This is a genomic window from Billgrantia antri (assembly GCF_019430905.1).
GTDB classification, from domain to species: Bacteria; Pseudomonadota; Gammaproteobacteria; order Pseudomonadales; family Halomonadaceae; genus Halomonas; species Halomonas antri.
This window is the reverse complement of record NZ_JAHYCA010000006.1, coordinates 65,258-86,742: the sequence shown is the minus strand read 5'-3', so window position 1 is coordinate 86,742 and position 21,485 is coordinate 65,258. Positions and strand designations below refer to the sequence as shown.

The window sequence follows — 21,485 nt, the reverse complement described above, 5'->3', positions numbered from 1 at the left end:
TTGCAAGCGCCGATCGAATGGAAACGCGACATTATGAAACAGGGAACGCAGAAGTTGGACTCGTCATCGAAAGACAATGGCAAGACTCAGGCAAGCCGGGACCGCTATCCCGACGCCCTGCGCGCCGGTGCGCTGCTTGTCGTCGTGTTCGGCCACTGGATTGCTACCCTGCCGCGGCTCGAGAACGGCCTGATGACCACCACCGACCACCTGCTGCTGGTGTGGACGGGCGCCGGCGTGCTTACCTGGGTACTGCAGGTGGTCCCACTGTTCATTTTCGTCTCGGCCGCCGTCAGCGCGGACGGTGCCCAACGCCGGCTGGAGCAAGGGCATCGCCAGCTGCATTGGTGGGCCGGCCGGGCGCTTGGCCTGGCGCGCCCCACCGTCACCTACCTGGCGGTGCTAGTGGCCTTCGTTCTCCTCGCCGCCTATACCGGCGGTCGCCTGCTCGGCCCCCTCAACCACTCGCTGACCGTCCACCTCTGGTTCCTGATGATGCTGCTGGGGGTACAGGCCCTGCTGCCGCTGAGCGTGTGGGCCGACAATCGCTGGGGGCTCAAGGCCGTGGCGGGCCTGCTGCTGGTCGCCGCTGCAGTCGACCTGCTGCGCGCCGGCATTTCGACACCCGGCGAGCTGCTGGAGCTGGGGACCCGGGTCACCGCCAACGGTGGCGGCATTGGCTGGCTCAATGCCGCTGCCGTCTGGCTGCTGCCGCAGCAGCTCGGCATCGCCTGGAAGCGCGGTCGCTTCTCGGGGCTGGGCTGGGGCCTCGCCCTGCTGCTGCTCGGCCTGCTGTGGTTGGCTGCCGCCGTGGCCTCGGGCTACCCCGTGGCCATGGTGGACGGCGCCTTCGGCATCCCCAGCAATCTGCTGCCGCCCACTCTGGCCCTGGTGGGCGTGATGTGGGTCCAGGTCGGTGTCGTGCTGACCTTCGAAAGTCCCGTACGCCGGCTGCTGGAGCGCCGCCGGATCGACAGGGTGGTGACGATCCTCGGCGCGCTGGGCATGCCGCTCTATCTCTGGCACAAGATCGCCGAACTTCCGGCCGCCTGGCTGGGCGAACGCCTGGGCCTGCCCATCGATGCCGGTATCCCGGGCGAGGCGGGCTTCTGGCTCGGCCGCCTGTGGTGGATTCTGCTGTGCATCGTCTCCGTCGCGCCGGTCATGGTCGCGGTAGTGACCTTCGAGATGCGCCGCAAGCGCGATGTAGTCTCTGCCACAGGAACATCGGCGATCCTTGTCGGGGGCACGGCATTGCTGGGTGGCATTGTCGCCAGTCTGGCACTCGGCGCCCTGCCCGGCGCCGTCTTCGGCCTCGCGGGGGTCGCCGCCGCCTCCTGGTTGCTGCGAGCCCATCCACAGCCAGTAGCGAAGCCGGCAACTCACCGCACAACGGCTCGAATGACGTCTGAGCAGTAGGCCGGTATACGCGGCCCTTCGTCGGCAGCTATGTTAATAGTGGATGGGAGACTAATGCTCTCTGACTTCGAGACCTGACCAAGAAAAACGAGCAAGGAGAGCTGCGCATGCGCTTACTTTTCACGCTCTTGTGCCTATTCTCAGTTGGGCTGACAAGCCCGGCCATGGCCCAGGAGAACAACCAGCCGACACCCGCCGAAGCCGAACCCAAGACCGATCCGGAGTTCATACCGGCCTGGGGGCCACGCGTCGAGGGCGAAATTTTCGAGTACTCGACCGGTGGTGAAACCTACCAGGGCTACCTGGCGCGCAACGTCAATGATGAAACGCCACGCCCGGCCGTGTTGGTGGTTCACGAGTGGTGGGGACTCGATGAATATGCCCGTGCCCGTGCCGACCAGCTCGCCGCGCTGGGCTTCGTGGCCTTGGCGGTGGACATGTATGGCGGCGGCCAGGTTGCCACGCACCCCGACCAGGCGGGCGAATTCTCCTCGCAGGTCATGCAGGATTGGCCCGCCGCCCGCGCCCGATTCGAAGCGGCGATGGCCCAGCTGCGCCAGCATCCCGCCGTGGCGGACACCGGCATGGCGGCCATCGGCTACTGCTTTGGCGGCGGGGTCGTGATGAACATGGCCTTGTCCGGCATGCCGCTCGAGGCCGTCATCAGCTTCCACGGCGCTCCTACCCAAGCGGCCTCCGCCCGTGGAGAATTCGAGGGTGTGGTGCAGATCCACAATGGCGGCGCGGACTCCCTCGTCGCGCGGGACGACCTCTCCGCCATGGCGCGCGCGCTCGAGGCACAGGGGGCCAATGTCAAAGTGATCAATTACCCCCAGGCCTTGCATGGTTTCACGAATCCCGATGCCGATGCGCTGGCAGAGGAGTTCGACTTGCCGCTCGGCTACAACGCAGCGGCCGATGCCTCCTCCTGGCAGGCAGCGCTGCTGCTATTGGACAAGACACTCAATCAATAGCACTCACCCAAACGAACAGGAGGCTTCGCATCCATGTCATTGACGCCTTCGCACATGACGGAACTGGGAAGCCCCTTGCCGGCTTTCCGCTTGCCCGATCCCCACGGGGCGGAAATCGACAGCGAGCAGTTCCGCGACACGCCCCTGCTGGTGGCCTTCATCTGCAATCACTGCCCCTTCGTGAAGCACATCGCCGATGCCTTCGCCGACTTTGCTCGCGAGTATGGCGATCGTGGCCTCGCGGTCGTGGCCATCAACAGCAACGACTTTGCGACACACCCGGCCGACAGCCCCGAGCGCATGGCCGAGGAAGCCCAGGCACGCGGCTACGACTTCCCTTACCTGGTGGACGAAACCCAGGAGGTGGCACGCGCCTTCCAGGCCGCCTGCACGCCCGACTTCTTCCTCTACGACCGCAACCATCGGCTGGCCTATCGCGGCCAATTCGACGACAGCCGCCCCAGCAAGGAGACGCCGGTAACGGGCAAGGACCTGCGTGCCGCCGCGGATGCGGTACTGGCAGGGCAGGCGCCGGACACCAACCAGATGCCCTCCATGGGCTGCAATATCAAGTGGAAACGATAGCGGCGATGAACCGCGACATTTGTCAGAAATTTCTTACACGCGAAGCTATCCCAGGTTAAATCGTTCTGGCTCGCGAGCTGTCACGATAGGCACATCGGGCTAGGGAGAGCCCATCAAGGAAGACCGAGCGACGGAATGCTCAGACCCAGGGAAGCTTGGGCAGGACGCCCAAGGTAGGATGGATAGGGAAGCGTCGATGAAAGGCCCGGCCGCAAGGCCGGGCTTTTTTTGGCTTCGGCTTGGCCGCAAGAAATGCACGATGCGCCCTGTCTCGATTGAGTCGCGCAAGATGAGGAGATGGCTCACCGTTCTGAGGCGATGCGCATCAGACAATTTGTCCACGCATGACATGCTGCGGACCCGCCGGCCCGCCATGGTACAATTCGCCCGTATCTTCAAAGCCACCCTTGAGGTAACAGGCATGCGCGCGCGGGTTCTTGCAATTCACCGTCAGGTAAATTTCCCTGTGCCCTGTAAAGTGCTCTTTTGCATAGGCAAATAAAGCCCTTACCGAAGCCACGCCCAGCCCCTTTCCCTGATAATCACTACCCAGGGCAAAAGCCCTAAGTCCCAATGCTCCATCAGGACAAAAGTCATAGCGCTCCGAATACCCAAGGTCCAGCTTGAAAAAGCCAACGACATTGTTATTCAGCTTGATCACATAGCGGTGAACGGAACCATTCTCTTCATCCAGGAACGCTTTCGCGTCACCGGCAAACGCCACCTGCTCTTCCGTCAGCTCTATGGTGAGCACCTCTTTTACATGTGACGGGTCAAACACCTCGATTGTGACCATAATGGCCCTCTTCAACCCTGTTCGCCTTTGCTGCAACATACCGGTTTTTTGCAGCATGACGAAAAGCCCAACCGACTGGCCGGGCTTTTCGTTACCGCCCCAGTTGGCTGACTACTGGTGCAGGGGAGCATCCTTCACCACTCCATCATCACCCTGCTGCAGTAATCGCTGCAGCTTGGCACGACCGAGCGCCGTCATCATGGGCAGCACCAACAGGCTCGCCGGCGCCGTAGGCAGAGCGCCAATGCCCAGGCAACCCAGGGCCGGAATTGCCCATGTCTCGTTGCCTTCTTTATAGGCATGAGCCATCAACGCCACCCCAAGCAGCGTGCAAGCGATACAGGCTAGAAGGATAAGAAACAGAAGAGGCATATAGTTTTGGCTGGAATAAAAAAACCGACAACTGCCACCAAGACCGCATACGCACAAACCCCAATGGTACCAAGATCATAGGTGACGTCTTGCTGACCGACCCCATCCTCCCTGAGATAGGCCAGTAGCGGCCCACCGAGGCTCCCAGCCTTCTTGAGGTGCACGATACCTTCTTTTCCGTTCATGCCGAAGAACATCTTGCCATCGGCATTTCTTATCTCGCCAAAAGCCGCCTTCTCTGGGTCAGTCATCTTCCGTCCAGCCCTGGTTCGCAGTAGTAGCACAATCGAATCGTCATGCTCCTGCAGCCGCTGGTAGAGGCCCGTGATGAACTGAACGTCGAAGGGAGCCTTGAAACTCGTCGGTAGCATTTTACTATCCCTGTCGTTGGTAACATTATGGCTGCATCGATGGCTCGCAGCCTCGCTTATAAAGCATGAAACTTCACAGGCAAATAATTAGCTTTTCCTTATAAGTTCACGCTACCGCCGGGGCAGACGCTCAGGCGCCTTCCCTGCTTTTGTCGTTTTCCTCCCCGCTGCGCGATTTCAGGCAACAGCGGGGCCAGGGCCTCCCCATAAAGGCCCAGTTATTGGCTCATTCGCTACGACTTAGCGAAGACGGATATTCTTGCGTTACTTCTCTTCCTGGATGTTCTTCACGCTGGCTTCGTCCATGCCGCGTCAGCTCCTGAAAAATTGGATGGGAAACCCAGTGTCGGGTCGCACGACTCCCGACGGGAAATGGCCAAGCCAGCCCCTTTCTGGTATCAGCCTGAGTGGGCGGCAAAGGGCACGCTGGGATAGGCCGCCTTCGGCGCCTCGCCGGCGCTTGGTTGCCCGAAGCGTTTCTCCACCGGCCCCAGGTCGAGGAAGGTCTCACCACGCGCATAAGCGGCCTCTACCTGGCGCGTCAGTTCGGTGAGTTCCGCCGAGGGCCTGGCCCATTGGGATTCGGGAAGCGGTTGGGACCACTCCTGTACCCAACCCTTGGGGCTGGCCTTGGGCAGCACATGCTTGACGCGGTACTCGGTGTACCAGCTGGCGAAGTAGGCCAGTTCCATCCAGCACTTGATGCGGTAGCGCCAGAACGGCTTGCCCTCCCGCTCATGGCGCTTCCGTTGCCTGGCCATCTCTTCCTTGTACCAGGCCACGCTATAGTCGTCGGCGCGTTCGGGTGCCGCCTCGGGGCCCTCTTCCATATAGCGACGGATCAGCTCCCATTGCATCATCGCCATCTGCAGGCCGGTCATGCCGGCCGAGACACCGGACCCGGCCAGGCTATAGCCCGGCCGCTCGGGGTCCGGCGGCAGGATGTGCAGTTCCCAGCCCAGCCCCGCCGGCCCACCGATGGTGACGGCCATGTTGCGGGCCGCCACCGCCACCACGTCTTCCCAGGGCACGAAGACGGTTTCCTTGCGCCAGCCGGCCAGGCGACGCATCCAGCGGTAGAAGAGGACATAGCCGATGGCCAGAGCAGGCAACACGACCAGATGAGCAGTCGCCATCAGCGCAATACCCTGGCGATCGAACATATGCATCTCGCCCCCGAGTCCACCGAGACTGACCAATGTTAAAAAGCCACTACTTGCAAACAGCGCAAACCAGAAGCCATACATCAGGTGCGCGCTGGGGGCCGGCAGAAAGACCTTTCGCCCAGGATGTTCCACCACGAAGGCCACTTCGCGGCGCTGACGATGGAAGCGCACCGGGGCGGAACCGCGAATCCAGAGATCTGGGAGCCATAGTCCGCCTATCGTAAAAAGCAGAATCCCCACATAGGCTCCTCCCCCCGTGATCCCCAGTGCGTCGCCCCAGGTGAAGCCGCCATAAAAGACCATAAAAACGACGAAGAAGAATACCCCTATAAAGGCGAGCATCATCCAGACCGCCGCCCCCCCCCCAGGCCAACATGCCGTTGCGGCTGACGTTATGCAGCAAATCCAGAGTTGCCTCGTCGCGGCGATGAACCAGACGTCCCACGTCCGCCCCAGCACCCGCCGTAGGCCCCAAGGGGATGGGCCGGGGGCTCAGGCTATAGAGCTCGTTGGGGCCACGTGTCAGATGCTCGCCGGCACGCAGCGCCATGGCGGGCGCTTCCTGTTCCTTGGCTGTAGTGGTCATGGACCGTCCTCCATGGTAACCCGTGTTAATGCCAAAGCTACGCATGAACCCCACGCTACCGCCGGGACAGACGCCCGGCGCTTGCCCTGATGCTTGACGTTTTTCGCCCCACTTTGCTGTTTCAGGCCAACAGAGGGGCCAGGGCCTCCCTGTGGAGGCCCGGTGAATGACTCGGTCGCTGCGGCTTAGCGCAGGCGGATATTCTTGCGGTACTTCTCTTCCTGGATCTTCTTGACGCTAGCTTCGTCCATGTCTCGCCAGTAACGTGGATTGCGACCCTGCTGCTGGTCCGCCGCGGCCGTGGTGGGATCCTTGTGGCGGTGGATCTCAAGGCCCGGCACATCGGGCAGCGGTTGGGAGACGTCCATGTAGCGCTGCAGGAATTGCCAGGCGGCCACGAGCTCGCCAGGCATCTTGGTCGGCGGGAACTGGGCGTCCAGTTTCTGCCGGACTCGCTGGAAGGGGTGATAGAGGATCAGCGAGTAGGTGGCACTGCCTTGGGTATCGGGGGTGCTTTGAAAAAAGGCATCGAACTCCCAGAAGGGGGCTTCCAAGCGAATCTCCCAAGGATGCTTAGAATCGTAAAGAGTAAACAAGCCTGTTTGGCGGTTAATTTGCCACAGGGGAAAGCTTCTCATTCCAAGAAAAATATCAGGCCGATATTTATTAAGCAATGCACAAAACTTCCAAGTCACAAAAGTTATAAAAACCACTGGAAGCATCATAGCACCACCCGTCAGAACAGCACCAACTGACTCTTCAAAATCCCACTTTCCAAATATTAAAAACAATAAAGTCAAGAAGAAGAAAAAAGCACAAAAAATAATGACCATGAAAAAAACCTTTTCCAAAGGCCATGATCATATAGAATATTTTTGCCACTGCCTTATAGTTAGGCGGCATAATACGTTTATGGTCATAACATACCTTTATGGCTTTGAAAGTATCATCGCCTTCTAGTTTCTTTCTCTCCCGTTGATCTTCCCAACTCTGAGAAATGGCTATATTGTTATAGCCATACTCTTCTTTCGTCCCGTTATCCCGAGTCTGGCGATCCCAGGAAAGCCGAGAGCCAATAATGGTATCCCGCTCAGGATTTTCTGCCTCCCACCGCTGACGCTTGATGGGTATATAGGCAGTTTCGGCATAATAGTCGCCGACGTTGTCTTTAGCGGACATTGAGCCTTTCCTTGATCCAGTAATCATCTTCAGCTCTCTCGACGCTGAGAATGTCCGACATATCGTCCGACATCTCCGTCAGTGTCAGCGTCAGAGCTATAAGTCCGTAGAGGGGGCGCGGACAACCTTCGCTGACGTTGAAAAATTGGCTAAGCCACTGAATTCTCAGGCCACAGGTGCCGATTTCAGGCCAAAATCGGGCTGAAAGAGTCGACGTCCGGGTCACCCTACGACTACTTGCAGTTCGTGTTCGAGACCCTGCCCACCCTCAGCGAGACTGACGACCTCAGCCCACTGCTGCCCTGGTGCTGGAAAGGGACGCTACCGTGGGCAGATGGGGTTCGTGGTTCGCTTACTCCCTAACTACCCAGAAAACCATCTAGTTAATTAAACAGTCAATCACAAGCCTGGCCTTTTTGCGAGAAAAAGAAACACCTTTCCTATACCTAGAGAGAAGAAAGCAATAAACAGGAAAGGTGGCCAAAAAAACAACAAAGCCAAAAAAAACTACAAATAGAAGAACAAAGTTACCACCACCAACCTCACCTACATCTTTCCAAGGGTAAGAAAGAAACGGGAGAGAATCGACAAAATACATAGACAATAGAGCAATAAAAAGGGAGAGCATAGAAACATACGCCGGCCCAGCGAATAGCACCCACTTCTTGCTAACCAAGGGAACTTCCTTTGAAGTATACCTCTCTACACCGCACAATTCACACCCACCATAATAATTCACCAACAAATAAAAAACTTGATCACAAATCTTGCCAGGCATAACGTCACGCCACTGAGGAGGTAGATAAACTTGGTCGACAGGGCCAATCTCTGCAACATGAACGCCTTTCCCTGAGAAGCTCAAGTCTCCTTTAACTTTATAAATCCTGCTTCCCTCTAGATAGTCCTTATTGAAGCTCTTAGGAGCCAAGATGAAAATAAAATAAATAAAAACAGGAAGAGGCAAAAGAAAACAAAACCCCAACATCCAATCATGCAAACCAACAAAAGTTGCGCCTGAAGCTATCAAAGATGCAAAAATACCAAACAAGTGCATTGAAGCAAAAGCAAGGCTTTCACTGTCGTATCTTTTAGGGAAGTAGGTTTTATCGAAGTCTTCAAAAACCTTCAAAATCTCAATTTTTTTATCTTTCGAATCACTAAAACGATCTTCGAAGACTCCAATGCGGCCTTCCAAAAAAGCAATACGAAAGTGCAAATTATGTCTTTCTGCAGCGTCCACTATATCAAACGAGCCATTTAGAGAAATCACTCCCACCTTGCCTTCGCCAACATCAACCACCTCAGCCTGATTATATTCCTTTATATGGTCAAGTGCATCAAAAGGAAAAATGACTTCCAGCCCTTCCAGATAATATCGAGTCTCAGTGTGAAAGCCTCGGTAGTAGAAGTTCAATCTCTCCACCGCACCCTCAATACTAAAAGCGCCTCCCCCCTGGTAAAGCTCCCCTGTAAACGCCACACCCAAGCTAGCTACAACCTTCTCTTTTTCTCCGAGCTGACGACATTCGAAACTTTTCAACTTTCGCTTTCTTAGTATTTTTGATACAGCCACCTTTTTCATAGAAGAGATAGTAAAAACCAGGCTCAATACTGCCAAGATAAGAAAAAAGACTTGCATAAACAGCACCTCAATCATGTCAAAAGTTCGACAAAAACTACTTGGCCGCAAATTCTGAGTGCAACACCTGACCAATCCGGTAAGGTGTTGACCCCATGTCCTATTCTGAACTCTGCATCGAAGAACGCGCCACGATCCAAGTCAGCCTGGAGCAAGGCTTGAGCATCAGAGAGGTGGCGGACCTGCTGGAGCGATCCCCGTCGACGATCAGTCGAGAGACACGACGCAATCGCTCGTCCGATGGCAGATACCGCGTTTCACACGCTCAACAGTATCGCCATGATCGCCGAGTAGGCTGTCGCCCAAAGCGCAAGCTGCTCCCAGGAAGCCCTCGGTTCGCCTTGATTCAGCACATGTTGCGTCAGCGCTTGTCTCCCGAGGCAGATCAGCGGCAAGCTCAAGCGTATGACGATTCCTGACCTTCGCGACGCCTACGTCTGCCGTGAAACGATCTACAGTGCCATCTACGCCTTGCCTGTCGGTGAGCTGAGAAAGGAGCTGATTCAGGGCATTGGGAAGGCGACCTGATCAAGGGCAAGGGCAATGCCTCGGCCGTCGGCACCTCCTCGAACTCAAGAGCGGTTACCTGATTCTGGCGACCGAACATATGCATCTCGCCCCCGAGTCCACCGAGACTGACCAACGTTACAGAGCCACTCATGGAAAACAGCGCAAACCAGAAGCCGTACATCAGGTGCGCGCTGGGAGCCGGCAAGAAAACCTTTCGCCCGGGGCGTTCCACCACGAAGGCCACCTCGCGGCGCTGGCGGTGAAAGCGCACCGGGGCGGAACCGCGGATAAAGAAATCGGGGTAAAGCTGCCATAAAAGACCATAAAGACTGCTGAGGCCCAGACAAAAAAAAGCACCGCCCCAACTGCCGCCCCCCCCAAGCCAGCATGCCGTTGCGGCTGACGATAGGCAGCAGATCCAGGGTTGCCTGGTCGCGGCGATGAACCAGACGTCCCACGTCCGCCCCGCCGCCCGCCGTGGGCCCCAGGGAGATGGGTCGGGGGCTCAGACTATAGAGCTCGTTGGGGCCGCGTGTCAGATGCTCGCCAGCGCGCAGCGCCATGGCGGGAGCTCCCTGTTCCTTGGCTGTAGTGGTCATGGACCGTCCTTCATTCCATGGTAACCCGTGACGTTTTTCGCCCCACTTTGCTGTTTCAGGCCAACAGAGGGGCCAGGGCCTCCCTGTGGAGGCCCGGTGAATGACTCGGTCGCTGCGGCTTAGCGCAGGCGGATATTCTTGCGGTACTTCTCTTCCTGGATCTTCTTTACGCTGGCTTCGTCCATGTCTCGCCAGTAGCGCGGGTTGCGACCTCGCCGCTGATCAGCCGCCGCCGTGGTGGGGTCCTTGTGGCGGTGAATCTCCAAGGCGGGTACATCGGGTAGCGGCTGGGAAACATCCATATAGCGCTGCAGGAATTGCCAGGCGGCGATGAGTTCGCCGGGCATTTTGGTCGGCGGAAATTGGGCATCCAGCTTCTGTCGGATTTGCTGAAAGGGGTGATAGAGAATCAGTGAGTAGGTGGCGCTGCCTTGTGTATCGGGGGAGCTTTGCAGATAGGCATCGAACTCCCAGAAAGGCGCTTCCAAGCGTTGTTTCCAGGCATTCCTTGGATCATAGATAGTGAAAAGCCCCGTTTGCCGGTTAAGCTGCCAGAGAGGGGCTTTTCTCATACCATAAAAAACCGTCGGCTTTATTTTTTCCAAATATCGCCCCCCCTGCCAGGTAAACAAACAAACCACGACTACAGGCAAGCATAGCCATAGATTCATCCACAAGGCTGTATAAAATACTTCAGCACCACCTCTACCAAACAACCAATAAAACAAATCAACAGCCACAAGAAAAAAAAAGCCAAAGATGAACAAGAAAAAAAATCCAATCGAAAAAGCCATAACAACACGCAGAAATTTTGCCACAGCCGTATAGTTAGGTGGCATGATACCTTTATAGTCATAACGCACCTTCATGCCTTTGAAAATATCATCACCTTCTAAATTTTTTTCAACTCGCTGAAACTCCCAGCGCTGAGAGATACCAATATTTTTATAGCCATACTCCTCATTTGTCCCATTATCCTGGGTCCGGCGGTTCCAAGATAACCGCGAGCCAATAATGGTATCCCGCTCAGGATTGGCCGCCTCCCACTGCTGACGTTTGGCAGGGGTATAGGCGGTGTCGGCGTAGTAGTCGTCAATGGTTTCGTTAGCCGACATCGAGGGTTTCCTTGATCCAGTAGTCATCCTTTGCCTCCTCGATAGTCAGTATTTCTGACATATCTCTGGGCATCTCCTCCAAGGGGGCCGGGCCCGGGAAAATACGCCGGCTGGGGCGCAGCGGTATCTGCGTCGTTTCACAAATTGCAGCTGAATGTCCCTGCGATCTTTTAACGGTGCTTCGCATGAGTAGAATCTCCCCACGCTACCGCCGGGACAGACGCTTGACGTTTGCCCTCATATCTGACGCTTTTCGCCCTGCGGCGCTATTTCATGCAACTGCGAGGCTAGGGGCCGTATAAAGGCCCGATGATTGACTCGATCGCTGCGACTCAACGCAGTCGGATGATCTTAGGTGACGTTCGAACGGCCTCGGTTGAGGACAACAGCATCACCTACAGCCCGCCAAAATAAACGGCTCGCTTGAAGGCATGACCATGCTATCCGAACCTGAAGTTCTGCTAGCGCCCACTAAAGCTACTCAGATATTGATTTTCCCTTCTTCGTATTTCGCATCGGGAAGATGTTTCCTGAAGAACTGAATTCTCTTTTCAAGCTCATCGCCATAGCAATAAACAAGGTGGGTAAGCGGCCTGTATCGAGAGTTCTTGCTGTAGGGCTTCCATTGATAGGTCAATGAAATGATATTACGCTTTCTCCAGACCCTTATGATCTCCGTTTTTTTCCACTCCATCTCATCATGCCGACTGTTTCGTTGCATCTTTTGATACTCATCCGACGACCCCATCATCCAGGCCATCAAGCCGATGCCGAGCGGACCGATGGAGGTAATAGCCAACCCAGGATCCATCAGAATAACAACACCGACTATCGGCAAAAGGATTATTGACACCCACTTCAACACCGGCTTGACGGAATCGATCTGCGGCTTCCACGAGCAGACCTCGGCACTCGCCTCCGTAAATCGATAGATAATAATTGTGGTTTGATGGGTGATACTCATCGCAATGAGTATGCCAAATAGAAACATCCCCCACCCCAGCAAAAAAGAGCCGAGTAATGTCTGTGCAAACAGGGAGGCCATATAAGCACCCCCCAAACACACTAATCCCATTGGGATAAGAGCCAGGTTAGCCACAAACGTATTGTAATCCCGAGCTCGAATCTGCCAGCTCATCACTGCGGGCTCATCGGCATGCTTCCAGGGCATCAGGGCTACATAGTCCTGCTTGGGTTGGATAAACCACATGACCTTATCCTTCCTCTTCAGGGGTAAGAGGCACCATGAGTTCGAGGCGGGCTGGCGCTCTGATGCCCCGACCTTCCTCGCTATTTGGCTCGATCCCCTTCTTTCCGCTTCCGGCGCGAGGTTTGTAGAAAGCCGAATCGATCCAGCCTTCAGCCACAAGTGAACAGATTCCACCACGCTACCGCCGGGGCAGACACTCTATGCCTACCCTGATAGATGAATTTTCCGCCCCGCTTAGCTGTTTTCAGGCAATAGCAGGGCCAGGGCCTTTCTGTGAAGGCTCGGTGATGGCTCGATTACTGCGACTTAATGCAGGCAGATATTCTTGCTATTCTTTCCAGCCTCATTAAATTCTCACCGAACAAATCTTCTAAAGCGCCATCCCCCCTTCAAACACTTCCATTTTCTTCTCGACATAAGGCACACGCGACACTTTTTTTCTTATTAACTCCACACATTTATCTTCTTCCCCCTTTTTACAGTATAGTGTTCTGTAGCCATTCTGAGTTACACCATTGTCAAGGTGGAAGGTAAATCTGAGTCCGATTAATCTGCGCTTTCTCCATAGCGCCACCTCCTCCACATCACTCCAAGAGGCGCTAAAATGATCTTCTCCCCTAGCCAGTTTCTGGTAGCTCTTGGAATTTCCCATCGCTAGAGCCATCAGACCAAAACCCGCCGGTCCTAACATGCCAAGCAGAAAGGCAGGGTCAAAAAAGGCAGCGATCAATATGGCTATGCCGGAGATGATGGCAGTCCATTTCATTACTGGCTTGACCGAATCAATCTGCGGCTTCCACGAAAACATCTCATAACCTTTATCCGTCAAGCGGTAGACGATTATGGAGGTCTGGTGAGTCATGCTCATTGCGACAGGCCATAGCAAAAAAAACAACACAAAAAAACCTTTCGTCAAAAAGTCAAACTCAAACCCCCTCACCACAAATAGCAAGTAATAAAAAAACAAACCTTCTATCACAACAAAGCCGAAAAAAGCCAAATTTGCAGCGAGAGTATTATAGTCTCTCACTCGAACCTGCCAGCTAATAAGCTCGGGCTCATCGATACATTCCCATAGCATCTCAGGAATATAATTTTTTCTCGGCTGTACAAACCACATTTCTCACTTATCCTTTAAACAGTTGACAGCTGAGCGGCTGTATGTAGAGCATTTCTATGCCGCAACCCATCATGCAGGAATCATCAGGTCAAAAAAACGACCTAAAGGTTGGCAGACAGCAGTGCTTTCCCTTGGTTCTATTCCATAAGCACCTTCATCGGCCTGCGGCTTATGGAATACATAGTCAGCGCTACTAGGGGAGTTCAATAGTGTCTCGGGATAATCGACCGACAGCGTAAAAGGCGCCGACGAATCTTGCAGGTCGGCGGGCAGCCAAGCCTGCCAGACGCGCATCTCCTGCGGGCCATAATCCGCCGATGCTGGTAGCTCACCAAGAGAACGCCTGGAGCGCTCTTCGATGCTGGAAGACTGCGCCCAGAACCCTTGGCTCGCATTTTGGGATAACTTGATCGCCTCCCCCGCCAGCATGGAAGGCAGCGCAATCTTGAGCCAGAAGCCCTGGTGAACGTTGACGGGGCTTCGCCCTTGATATCCCAGCCGAGTCACCGGCTCCAAGCGAACCGTCGGCTGATAGAGGGCTTCCAGCAGGGCACGCCATTCGTTAGCACGCCCTTCATCGTCATCTGGCCAATTTGGTGATCGACCCCAGCCACTCCGATAGAGCCATAGGCGGATGCCCTCGCGGTGGTACCTATTGGCAAAGTAAGTGGCGAAGAGGTATACAACCCCGGCAATGGCCAAGGTCCAGGCAGCCCAAGGTGCCATGATCCAAGCAAATGGAGCCAACCTTCCCAGCAGCGCCCCAATAAGCTGTGTGGTCGAAACCGCACTCATTGCTGCAGTAGCACTGCCTTTTAAGAATAAAGCCGCTCTCTCCTCTGAACTGGTCGACTGCTCGAATTGCCCAATGATTTGAGCCGTTTCTATTCCAGCAGCAATAGCCCCAAAAACCGCCATACCTGCCACCCGGGTGGTCAGCTTGGCCGCTATTCGGGAGAAAGCCGCATTCTGCCCTGGTCCGCTCCATTGACGAACGCCAGCCCTAGCCAATGCCCTAGGCTTACCAAATATCGAAGCCTCATTGGCCGCATGCTTATTCCAATATGGAACCACCCAGAGGGCCATCACCGCGCTGGTGGTGTAGCCAAGGCCGCTGATCAGAGATTGCCTGGCGTTGTCGTCCATCCCCTCGCGCTCGATGGTCTCGAGGGTAGCCCCTAGGTTCAGCAGGTTGAGCCCGGCGACCAGCAGCGGTAGCCCGCCTCCGTAGCGGTTCATCCAGCCCTGCATGCGGGCGCGAGTGGCGACAGCGCCTGCCTGCAGTTTGAGGCGTTGCTGTTCACGCAGCTCGTCGAAGCCCAGGGTCTCGGCTGGCCCACCTGGGCTGCCGCTCTGACGGGCGACGAAACGTTTCGGCTCACGGGTCATCAACTCGTCGAACTGCTGCTGTTGGCCATTGAGATCCCTTATCTGGGCGGCACGATCATGGGGCGCCGCCGGCCGAGAAAGAGTTGCCCGCAGCCCGCGGATGCGATTCTGAAGGCGTACGACATCTCTCCGCCAACGATGATGCCGGGCATCGTAGTCACCGTCACGAACCAATTGGGTGTCCCTGGCCACATTATCGGGATGCATGAAGGCCGCTTGCATGGTCTGCGACAACCCTCGGGCAAGTCGTTCTGTAGTGATCGTGGCTCCCGCGCCCGCCGCCGGGAGCAATTGATAGGCCAGCCCTTCCCAGGCGAGCCTGGCCGGCCCTTTCACGGCCGTTGCCAGAGTGTCCAGCAACGACCGCACATGGGGAGCCAGGGTCTGGAAGACCTTGCTGTTGCGCACGCTTTCGAGATCGAGCACGGCCTTGATCTCGTTGGCCCGCGAGGCATAGCTGGAGGCCTCCGAAACTTCCAGGCCGTCCGCTTCTCCCGCCTCGATGAAGTTTCTCGCCACCTCAAAGAGCGCCTGCTCCAGCTCCGGCGAGAAGTTGAACAGTGCCAACCCCAGCAAGTTGTCGCGTCGACGGGCTCGCTCGGTGAGCCATTGCTGGCCCTCCTCGCTGGCACCGAGCGCCTGGCTCACCATATGGGTGAACTCGATCAGTGCCTGGGTCTGAATCACATTGCAGCCATCGAAGCACAACGCCTGGGCCGAGGTGGGAAGTCGATCCAGCCAGGTAGTCAGGTCTTCACGGCAGCGCTGGCAGTGAACCTGCAATCGTTCCTGCTTAGGCTGCTGTGCATTAATAAAAGCCAGCGCTCCTTCATAATCCACGTCGCCGCGCCAGATCGCCTTTGCCTTCCACTCCCGGTAGTCGTCATCGTCTGGAGGATCGACGCCAAGATCGGCCAGCTCGGCCTCGTAGGCTGCCAGCTGGGTCTGTCGACTGTTAGCGCTGGCGTTCGTACGGATCGTTCTATCGAACGGACCACCCCGATTAATGGCGGTGGACAGCTCATCGCTCTGCCGCAGTTGATAATGGAGCCCAAGAAGTTCAATGGCCCTGCGCCGCTTGTCGGAGTCATTGCGCACGGCATCGGGGAGATCACTTTCATCGAAGCCACACAGACGCTGCACCACCAGGGCGGTGTTGAGACGATGCCCAGTCTCGTCTTCAAACTGCTCGTGGGCCATCTCCACACCCACCAGATTCATGGTCAGATCGTTGACGACTCCCAGCGGATCGTCCAAGGCGACAAACAGAGCCTGATCCTTGTCGGGTACCTGGGCCAGCACGGCGTTCTGATCGATTTCGGGCTTATGGGCTAGGGTGACATATTCCGTCTCTTCCTCTCCCTGCTGCTCCTCCTGGGTGAGCGTGCGTGTCATCACCGTGGTCGAGTCGAAGTCGCTAACCGCACCCTGCGGGGTGATGTCGGCCAGATGCTGCCCCAGTTCGCTCAAAGGTCCCACATGTGCGGTACTCTCGGGGGCTTCGATGGCCGAGCGTATGTTGAGCGGCCGCATGAAGCGTCGGCGAGCATCCACGTTCGAACGCATGTGCTCGCAGATTCGCCAGGTCCACTGTGCGGGAGAGTAGGCAAGCCAGATCCGACTGCGGCACGGATATAGCAGGTAGGGTTTGCTTTCTCCGTCGCCCTCGCGTTCGTCGGGCCGAGTTTCGTTGATGTTTTCAGGCCAGGGGATCCGCATGAACTGATGCCCCTCGACGCGATATTCGTGGAAGGTTCGGTCGATTTCATCCCAAACGTAGAGCCACCCATCGCGGAGTTGACGCAGCGTGTAGCTGCGCGTCTGCAGCTCAGGGTAGCCATGCTGTTGCCATGAATCGGACAGGGGGTGCGGCCCCTGTGTCGCCTCTTCCTCGCTCGACGCTTCATCGATGGCGTAGCGCACCGGGAAGATGGCGCATTCGAGATACAGCGGGCACATGCCGGTCGCCCCGAAGGGAGTCTCGCCGAACTCGGCGTCGCGCGCATCCTGTTGGGCTTGTCGATCAGACATGGTGTGACTTCCTTGTTGTCTCGTTGTTAGCCTCTTGGATTCCCTCAGCCGAGCGACACCAGGCATCGAATTCATACAGCTGTTGCTGTTGGGGCAACCTGCCGCGGGATGCGTCTTGAGCCACCCAGAGGGCGTAGGGGCCGGTCGGGGTCGTCATGAAGCCTGCCCCCCAGCGCAGGCTCAGCTCCATCCAGATGGCAAGTTGCCGCTCCGTCTGCGCTCCCCAGGCCAAGGCTTCATCCAGACGCGACTCCATCCAATCGCCTCTTTGTCCAATGGCCAGCCCTGACCAGGCCTCACCGGCATGGCGCTCAAAATATTCCGCCAAGCGTTCCTTGAACTGCCAGCGCGCCACCGCATCCAAGGCGTCGAGCTGCGGCGCGGCAAAGAAAGCAGGTGAATGAGACAGCTGATCGTCAGAAGGTGACTGACTGGCCTCCCCCCCGAAAGTTCTCCAAACCGGGTTCTCATGCTTGGCCCAGGCCGGCGCCCACTGCGCCACTCGCCAGGTGTCGATCGGCCCCATCACGTCGGCCGGCACGCTCCCGCCATAGCTCGCCAGCCAATGTCTCAGCACCAGTGGATCGGCGAATCTGAGCAGCCGCTGCGCTCCACCGACCTCGATCTCCACGAAGCCCAGCAGATGATCTCCCAGCTCTTCCGTGGATGCCGTACTCGAAATCAACGACATGGCGCGCGTTCGCTCGCCATCTCCCTCGGCGAGAATCTCGTCGACGAGGTGGCGCTCCCTTGGTACCACCAGAATCGGCCCTTCCGCCGCGACGTCCTTGAAACGGGTAAGCAGGTACAGCGGCACGATCTCGGCGAGATCGTCACGCGCATACAACCGCCTGAGGGCATCGGGATAGCGCACCCCATCCACCAGCACGTGCATGGCACGATCCAACTCGCTCACTTAAGCCCCCTCCTGGCCATTACCCGACTCGCAGATCTCGCAACTGGCTGGCGCCTTCAAAAGCGATGTGAGCTGGGCGCGGCGCTGGATCGGTGCCACAGCCTCGTGCGCTTCGCCGGTTGCCTCCCGCGGCAGCGCCGGCGCCTGGGCCGCCTGGCCTGAACCGGAGCCGGGGCTGCCGCCGGAGTTGATCTTGACTTGGGCGCCGACGATGGTGACGCCGCTGGGGTCGAGCTTGATGAAGCTGCCGCCGGCCTTGAGGGTGATCTCGGCGCCGGCTTCGATCACTACCTTCATGCCCGCCTTGTGGTGAATCTCCTGGCCGGCCTCGACCAGCTGCGCGCGGCCGTACTTCTCGTGACGGTTGGCATCGACGATGAGGTGGTCGTCGCCGTCGATCTGGGTGTGGCGGCTGCCGTGGACCGTCAGGTGATCGTCGGCGTCGACTTCGCCGATGCGGTCGTGATGCACGGTGAGGAAGCTGTCGTGGCCGATCTCCTCGGTGCGGTCGTTATTGGTGAGAAGCTCCAGGTCCTTCTGGGCGTGCAGCCAGATCTGCTCCTCGCCGGCCTCGTCCTCGAAGCGAAGTTCGTTGAACCCTTCGCCCTTGTGGCTCTGGGTACGGAGCACGGTACGGGTCTTGTGTGTCGGCAGTTCGTAGGGCGGGGTATTCACCGCGTGGTAGGTGCGCCCGGTGATCAGCGGCTGATCCGGATCGCCCTCGAGGAAGCTGACCACCACCTCATGGCCGATCCGCGGGATGGCGATGCTGCCGTAGCCGCCGCCGGCCCAGCCCTGGGAGACGCGCACCCAGGCACTGGCCGTTTCATTGGGTTCGGCGTAGCGATCCCAGGGGAACTGCACCTTGACCCGGCCGTGCTCGTCGCAATAAATCTCCTCGCCCTCGGGGCCGACGACGAAGGCGACCTGCGGGCCGTCGACTCTTGGCTTGGCGTTGGGTTTGGGACGCCAGGCCTGGTCGGCGGGTATCAGCACCAGTTCGTTGTCGAACTTGGTCATCTGGCCAAGGCCCGCCGCATCGCCCTGAGTGACACCATCCTCTTCCAGCGCCTGGGGCTGGCTGCCGGTGTGCGTGACCGACACTACCTGCCAGTCGACGTTGAGCTCGTCGAGATCGTGGTCGGTGAGGGTGAAGCGCGTGCCCGGGGCGAGCTCGGGCAGGTCGCTTTCGGCGCTACAGGTCAGGGCGTCGCTTCTCAGGTGCTCCAGGCGAATGCGGGTGAAGGCCTCGCCGGAGGCGTCGGCCTTGTAGCGGCCGGGGTAGTCGTAGTGTTCGTAGTCGTCTCTTTGGGCGTGTTCTTCCAGGCCGTCCGCGGCGTGTTCATGGAGTTGGGCGTAGGCGGGGTTCTTGAACGAGGTGTCCTTGAGTGTGACCGAAGCCGGGGCGACCCGGGCGAGCTGTTCGAGCTTGCGCACGTGGCGGCTCGGCGGGGTGCCGCCGGCGCGGCCGTGGTAGGTGCGGCTGCCCAGGTGGGCCAGCACCTGGGGCGCGTCGGCGAATACCAGGCGGTGGGTGCCACCGGGAGCATCTTCAAACTCATGAAAGTAGAACAGCCCCTCCTCGGCGGCCAGGCGCTGGATGAAGGCGAGATCGGTTTCCCGGTACTGAACGAGGAACTCTCTTTCCTGCGGTTCGCGGGTGGCGGCGAAGGCCACGTCGGTGAGGCCGCGCTCGTCGCACAGGGTGTTGATGACCGTGAGCGGCGAGACCTGCTGGAAGATGCGCGAGTTGTGGCGCAGGCCCAGGCGCCAGACGGCCGGGCGCGCGACCAGCGAGTAGATCGTGCGCCGGTGGCCGCGGTCGCCGCGACCGAACTCACTGACGATGGCATGCACCCGGCGCAGCACCTCGCCGTCCTGCCATATCGTCAGGCTCACCGGGCGGTCGAGGATGTCACTCGCGGCGAGGCTGCCGTCGCGGCTGGCGAAGCGCAGCGTGAGGGTGAAGGGCGCGGAGAGCGCCTCCTCCAGGGTGAAGTCGGTCACCGCCAGGTCGGCCGCTTCGGCTCCAGCGAGCGCTAGGGTGAATTGCAATCCATTCATAGTGCGCATCCATCCATAAGTTCAATCCGGCTCAAGCCAGCCAATTGGACAACTCTTAACTCGAGACTCGTTTCATTCGGTAAAACCACCCATCGTAAAAGAACCATAGCTCGTCACCCACCACCTCGAAGTGATAGCGCGGCCCCTCTTCGCTCAATGAGTTGACATAGATAACGTTGATAACGTCTCTATCCATACCAAAACCATAGAAATCCCCTCTCCTTTCCGAGGGCGGCGTAACCTCTCCCTCGTCCTGAGTGACAGGATGACAAACCATCTCATAAGAAGGGGATTCATATCGAACCCCATCCCAAAGGAAAAACAGATCTTCTGATACAAGAATTTTTTTATCGACTCGATCCATGGCTTCTTCACGTGGCGTTAGTCCACCCCGAAATCGGGTGACTTCAACCGTAGTATATTCGCCGAATACTTCTCGTACGTTGGAGCAGTCACAGGCAGCTAATGCAGAAGCCGGCATAAAAAGCAAAAAACCTAAAAAAAACAACACAAGTCGATTCACCATGTTTCATACACTCCCCTTGAATACACACCCCACTCTGCAGCACGGCGATTTATCAAACCTCGATTAACCACGCGCTGAGATTTATTCCAAGCTTTCCAAGCTTCCTCTAGGGTAGGGTAAGGAGTACTCGCCTCCGGGTCGTTTATCAACTTGACGGCGGATGACGATTCGAACCCTCTCACACCGATGTTATACGCCAGCATGACAGCAGCATCGAATTGATGTTGAGCCAGCGGAACCTCAACGCTTTCATTCACTGCTTCGACGAATGGTGCCAAGTCTCCTTCGAAGAGCTGCTCAGCCTGATCGCTATCGATTCCTTGTCGATATAACGGCCACTCAGCCTCGGAAATAAGATGACCGTAACCAATCGTGGCACCTTCCACCCAATCCGTTATCTCGCGCCCTGTCTGATCGTCATAGGGCATCAAACGAAGCTTTTCGACCTCCATCAGCCACTGCTTTCCGGCTTCGCTCATGGTGAGGTTCGTTGCCTGTCCTCTACCGGCCCCGGCGGAATCAAGTGCTGGATCAGTGGCCGCAAAAGCAGAAGTCGGTGAGGCTGTAGAGGCCATTGCCGCAACAGCTGCAACAAATGCACCTCCTCCTGACTCTCCTCCTACGGAACTGGCAGAACCGATCACCACCCCACCGCAGCTCACCGCATGGCCGGTGAGTGCTGCCGGCTTGCCGTCGATCAGGATGGTGCCCGAGCCTTCGGCGATGGCGCGCGGATGCGGTGGGCTATCGGGCTTGCTGTGCGGCGCCAGGGGATCGCCCAGGCGCGCCGCCGGCTTGCCATCGATCAGCACCGTCGGGCTGCCGGCGGTGACCGGCGTCGGCGGGAAACCGTCGTGGTCGGTACCGATGTCACCCACGAGTACGAATTTGCGTCCCATCTATCGTTCTCCTGTCTAT

At 57.5% G+C, this 21,485-nt stretch carries 18 protein-coding genes and 1 pseudogene; 4 read left to right on the top strand and 15 right to left on the bottom strand.

Annotated elements, in window-relative coordinates; translation table 11 throughout:
* The first annotated feature begins 33 nt into the window (after positions 1-33).
* The 3 genes from KPL81_RS15755 (at position 34) to KPL81_RS15745 (ending at position 2,978) form a co-directional block, all read left to right on the top strand.
* Entirely contained in the window at positions 34-1,419 is a 1,386-nt protein-coding gene (locus KPL81_RS15755; RefSeq protein ID WP_219793001.1) for an acyltransferase family protein, read from the top strand.
* A gap of 107 nt (positions 1,420-1,526) precedes the next feature.
* The gene (locus tag KPL81_RS15750; RefSeq protein WP_240549329.1) at positions 1,527-2,393 is read left to right on the top strand and encodes a dienelactone hydrolase family protein; all 867 of its coding nucleotides are present in this window, start codon (positions 1,527-1,529) and stop codon (positions 2,391-2,393) included.
* A gap of 33 nt (positions 2,394-2,426) precedes the next feature.
* Entirely contained in the window at positions 2,427-2,978 is a 552-nt protein-coding gene (locus KPL81_RS15745) for a thioredoxin family protein (RefSeq protein ID WP_219793000.1), read from the top strand.
* A gap of 325 nt (positions 2,979-3,303) precedes the next feature.
* On the opposite strand, the gene KPL81_RS15740 is transcribed toward KPL81_RS15745, so the two are convergent.
* The 7 genes from KPL81_RS15740 to KPL81_RS15710 form a co-directional block, all read right to left on the bottom strand.
* Entirely contained in the window at positions 3,304-3,774 is a 471-nt protein-coding gene (locus KPL81_RS15740) for a GNAT family N-acetyltransferase (RefSeq protein ID WP_219792999.1), read from the bottom strand.
* A gap of 111 nt (positions 3,775-3,885) precedes the next feature.
* Positions 3,886-4,083: a hypothetical protein gene (locus KPL81_RS15735; protein ID WP_219792998.1), complete on the bottom strand. Its 198-nt coding sequence runs from the start codon at positions 4,081-4,083 to the stop codon at positions 3,886-3,888.
* Between the two features lie 35 nt (positions 4,084-4,118).
* Positions 4,119-4,397, bottom strand: coding sequence for a hypothetical protein (locus KPL81_RS15730; protein ID WP_219792997.1), 279 nt, complete (start codon positions 4,395-4,397; stop codon positions 4,119-4,121).
* Between the two features lie 518 nt (positions 4,398-4,915).
* Entirely contained in the window at positions 4,916-5,680 is a 765-nt protein-coding gene (locus tag KPL81_RS15725) for a hypothetical protein (protein ID WP_219792996.1), read from the bottom strand.
* A gap of 774 nt (positions 5,681-6,454) precedes the next feature.
* Positions 6,455-6,823, bottom strand: coding sequence for a hypothetical protein (locus tag KPL81_RS15720; protein ID WP_219792995.1), 369 nt, complete (start codon positions 6,821-6,823; stop codon positions 6,455-6,457).
* Positions 6,824-7,028: 205 nt separating this feature from the next.
* A complete protein-coding gene (locus KPL81_RS15715; RefSeq protein ID WP_219792994.1) occupies positions 7,029-7,448 on the bottom strand; it encodes a hypothetical protein in 420 nt (139 codons plus the stop codon).
* Positions 7,449-7,827: 379 nt separating this feature from the next.
* Positions 7,828-9,105 (bottom strand): hypothetical protein, encoded by a 1,278-nt coding sequence (locus KPL81_RS15710; protein ID WP_219792993.1) that lies wholly within the window; start codon positions 9,103-9,105, stop codon positions 7,828-7,830.
* Positions 9,106-9,182: 77 nt separating this feature from the next.
* Here KPL81_RS15710 and KPL81_RS15705 point away from each other — a divergent pair.
* Positions 9,183-9,682: pseudogene (locus KPL81_RS15705) on the top strand (transposase); the annotation flags it as partial.
* A 633-nt stretch (positions 9,683-10,315) separates the two neighbouring features.
* Here KPL81_RS15705 and KPL81_RS15700 read toward each other — a convergent pair.
* The 8 genes from KPL81_RS15700 to KPL81_RS15665 form a co-directional block, all read right to left on the bottom strand.
* Positions 10,316-11,311, bottom strand: a complete 996-nt coding sequence (locus KPL81_RS15700; RefSeq protein ID WP_219792992.1) for a hypothetical protein — start codon at positions 11,309-11,311, stop codon at positions 10,316-10,318.
* A 481-nt stretch (positions 11,312-11,792) separates the two neighbouring features.
* Positions 11,793-12,521, bottom strand: coding sequence for a hypothetical protein (locus KPL81_RS15695; protein WP_219792991.1), 729 nt, complete (start codon positions 12,519-12,521; stop codon positions 11,793-11,795).
* 370 nt (positions 12,522-12,891) lie between these two features.
* The gene (locus tag KPL81_RS15690; protein WP_219792990.1) at positions 12,892-13,641 is read right to left on the bottom strand and encodes a hypothetical protein; all 750 of its coding nucleotides are present in this window, start codon (positions 13,639-13,641) and stop codon (positions 12,892-12,894) included.
* Positions 13,642-13,710: 69 nt separating this feature from the next.
* Positions 13,711-17,061, bottom strand: a complete 3,351-nt coding sequence (locus KPL81_RS15685; protein WP_219792989.1) for a T6SS effector BTH_I2691 family protein — start codon at positions 17,059-17,061, stop codon at positions 13,711-13,713.
* Positions 17,054-17,977 carry a DUF4123 domain-containing protein gene (locus KPL81_RS15680; protein ID WP_219792988.1) on the bottom strand — a complete coding sequence of 308 codons (924 nt, stop codon included), beginning with the start codon at positions 17,975-17,977 and terminating at the stop codon, positions 17,054-17,056. Before KPL81_RS15680 ends, KPL81_RS15685 begins: the two co-directional genes overlap by 8 nt.
* Positions 17,978-20,050, bottom strand: a complete 2,073-nt coding sequence (locus KPL81_RS15675; RefSeq protein ID WP_219792987.1) for a type VI secretion system Vgr family protein — start codon at positions 20,048-20,050, stop codon at positions 17,978-17,980.
* Positions 20,051-20,096: 46 nt separating this feature from the next.
* On the bottom strand, positions 20,097-20,567 hold the full coding sequence (locus KPL81_RS15670) for a hypothetical protein (RefSeq protein WP_219792986.1): 471 nt from the start codon (positions 20,565-20,567) through the stop codon (positions 20,097-20,099).
* Positions 20,561-21,466 carry a type VI secretion system PAAR protein gene (locus KPL81_RS15665; protein WP_219792985.1) on the bottom strand — a complete coding sequence of 302 codons (906 nt, stop codon included), beginning with the start codon at positions 21,464-21,466 and terminating at the stop codon, positions 20,561-20,563. The genes KPL81_RS15670 and KPL81_RS15665 overlap by 7 nt, the downstream gene beginning before the upstream one ends.
* Positions 21,467-21,485: the final 19 nt, after the last annotated feature.

Bases quoted from the DNA above. Each gene is read 5' to 3' on its own strand.
- KPL81_RS15730 (WP_219792997.1), bottom strand. From the start codon at position 4,397: ATGACTGACCCAGAGAAGGCGGCTTTTGGCGAGATAAGAAATGCCGAT.
- KPL81_RS15740 (WP_219792999.1), bottom strand. From the start codon at position 3,774: ATGGTCACAATCGAGGTGTTTGACCCGTCACATGTAAAAGAGGTGCTC.
- KPL81_RS15690 (WP_219792990.1), bottom strand. From the start codon at position 13,641: ATGTGGTTTGTACAGCCGAGAAAAAATTATATTCCTGAGATGCTATGG.
- KPL81_RS15675 (WP_219792987.1), bottom strand. From the start codon at position 20,050: ATGCGCACTATGAATGGATTGCAATTCACCCTAGCGCTCGCTGGAGCC.
- KPL81_RS15685 (WP_219792989.1), bottom strand. From the start codon at position 17,061: ATGTCTGATCGACAAGCCCAACAGGATGCGCGCGACGCCGAGTTCGGC.
- KPL81_RS15725 (WP_219792996.1), bottom strand. From the start codon at position 5,680: ATGTTCGATCGCCAGGGTATTGCGCTGATGGCGACTGCTCATCTGGTC.
- KPL81_RS15700 (WP_219792992.1), bottom strand. From the start codon at position 11,311: ATGTCGGCTAACGAAACCATTGACGACTACTACGCCGACACCGCCTAT.
- KPL81_RS15665 (WP_219792985.1), bottom strand. From the start codon at position 21,466: ATGGGACGCAAATTCGTACTCGTGGGTGACATCGGTACCGACCACGAC.
- KPL81_RS15755 (WP_219793001.1), top strand. From the start codon at position 34: ATGAAACAGGGAACGCAGAAGTTGGACTCGTCATCGAAAGACAATGGC.
- KPL81_RS15750 (WP_240549329.1), top strand. From the start codon at position 1,527: ATGCGCTTACTTTTCACGCTCTTGTGCCTATTCTCAGTTGGGCTGACA.
- KPL81_RS15735 (WP_219792998.1), bottom strand. From the start codon at position 4,083: ATGGCTCATGCCTATAAAGAAGGCAACGAGACATGGGCAATTCCGGCC.
- KPL81_RS15715 (WP_219792994.1), bottom strand. From the start codon at position 7,448: ATGTCCGCTAAAGACAACGTCGGCGACTATTATGCCGAAACTGCCTAT.
- KPL81_RS15695 (WP_219792991.1), bottom strand. From the start codon at position 12,521: ATGTGGTTTATCCAACCCAAGCAGGACTATGTAGCCCTGATGCCCTGG.
- KPL81_RS15710 (WP_219792993.1), bottom strand. From the start codon at position 9,105: ATGATTGAGGTGCTGTTTATGCAAGTCTTTTTTCTTATCTTGGCAGTA.
- KPL81_RS15745 (WP_219793000.1), top strand. From the start codon at position 2,427: ATGTCATTGACGCCTTCGCACATGACGGAACTGGGAAGCCCCTTGCCG.
- KPL81_RS15670 (WP_219792986.1), bottom strand. From the start codon at position 20,567: ATGGTGAATCGACTTGTGTTGTTTTTTTTAGGTTTTTTGCTTTTTATG.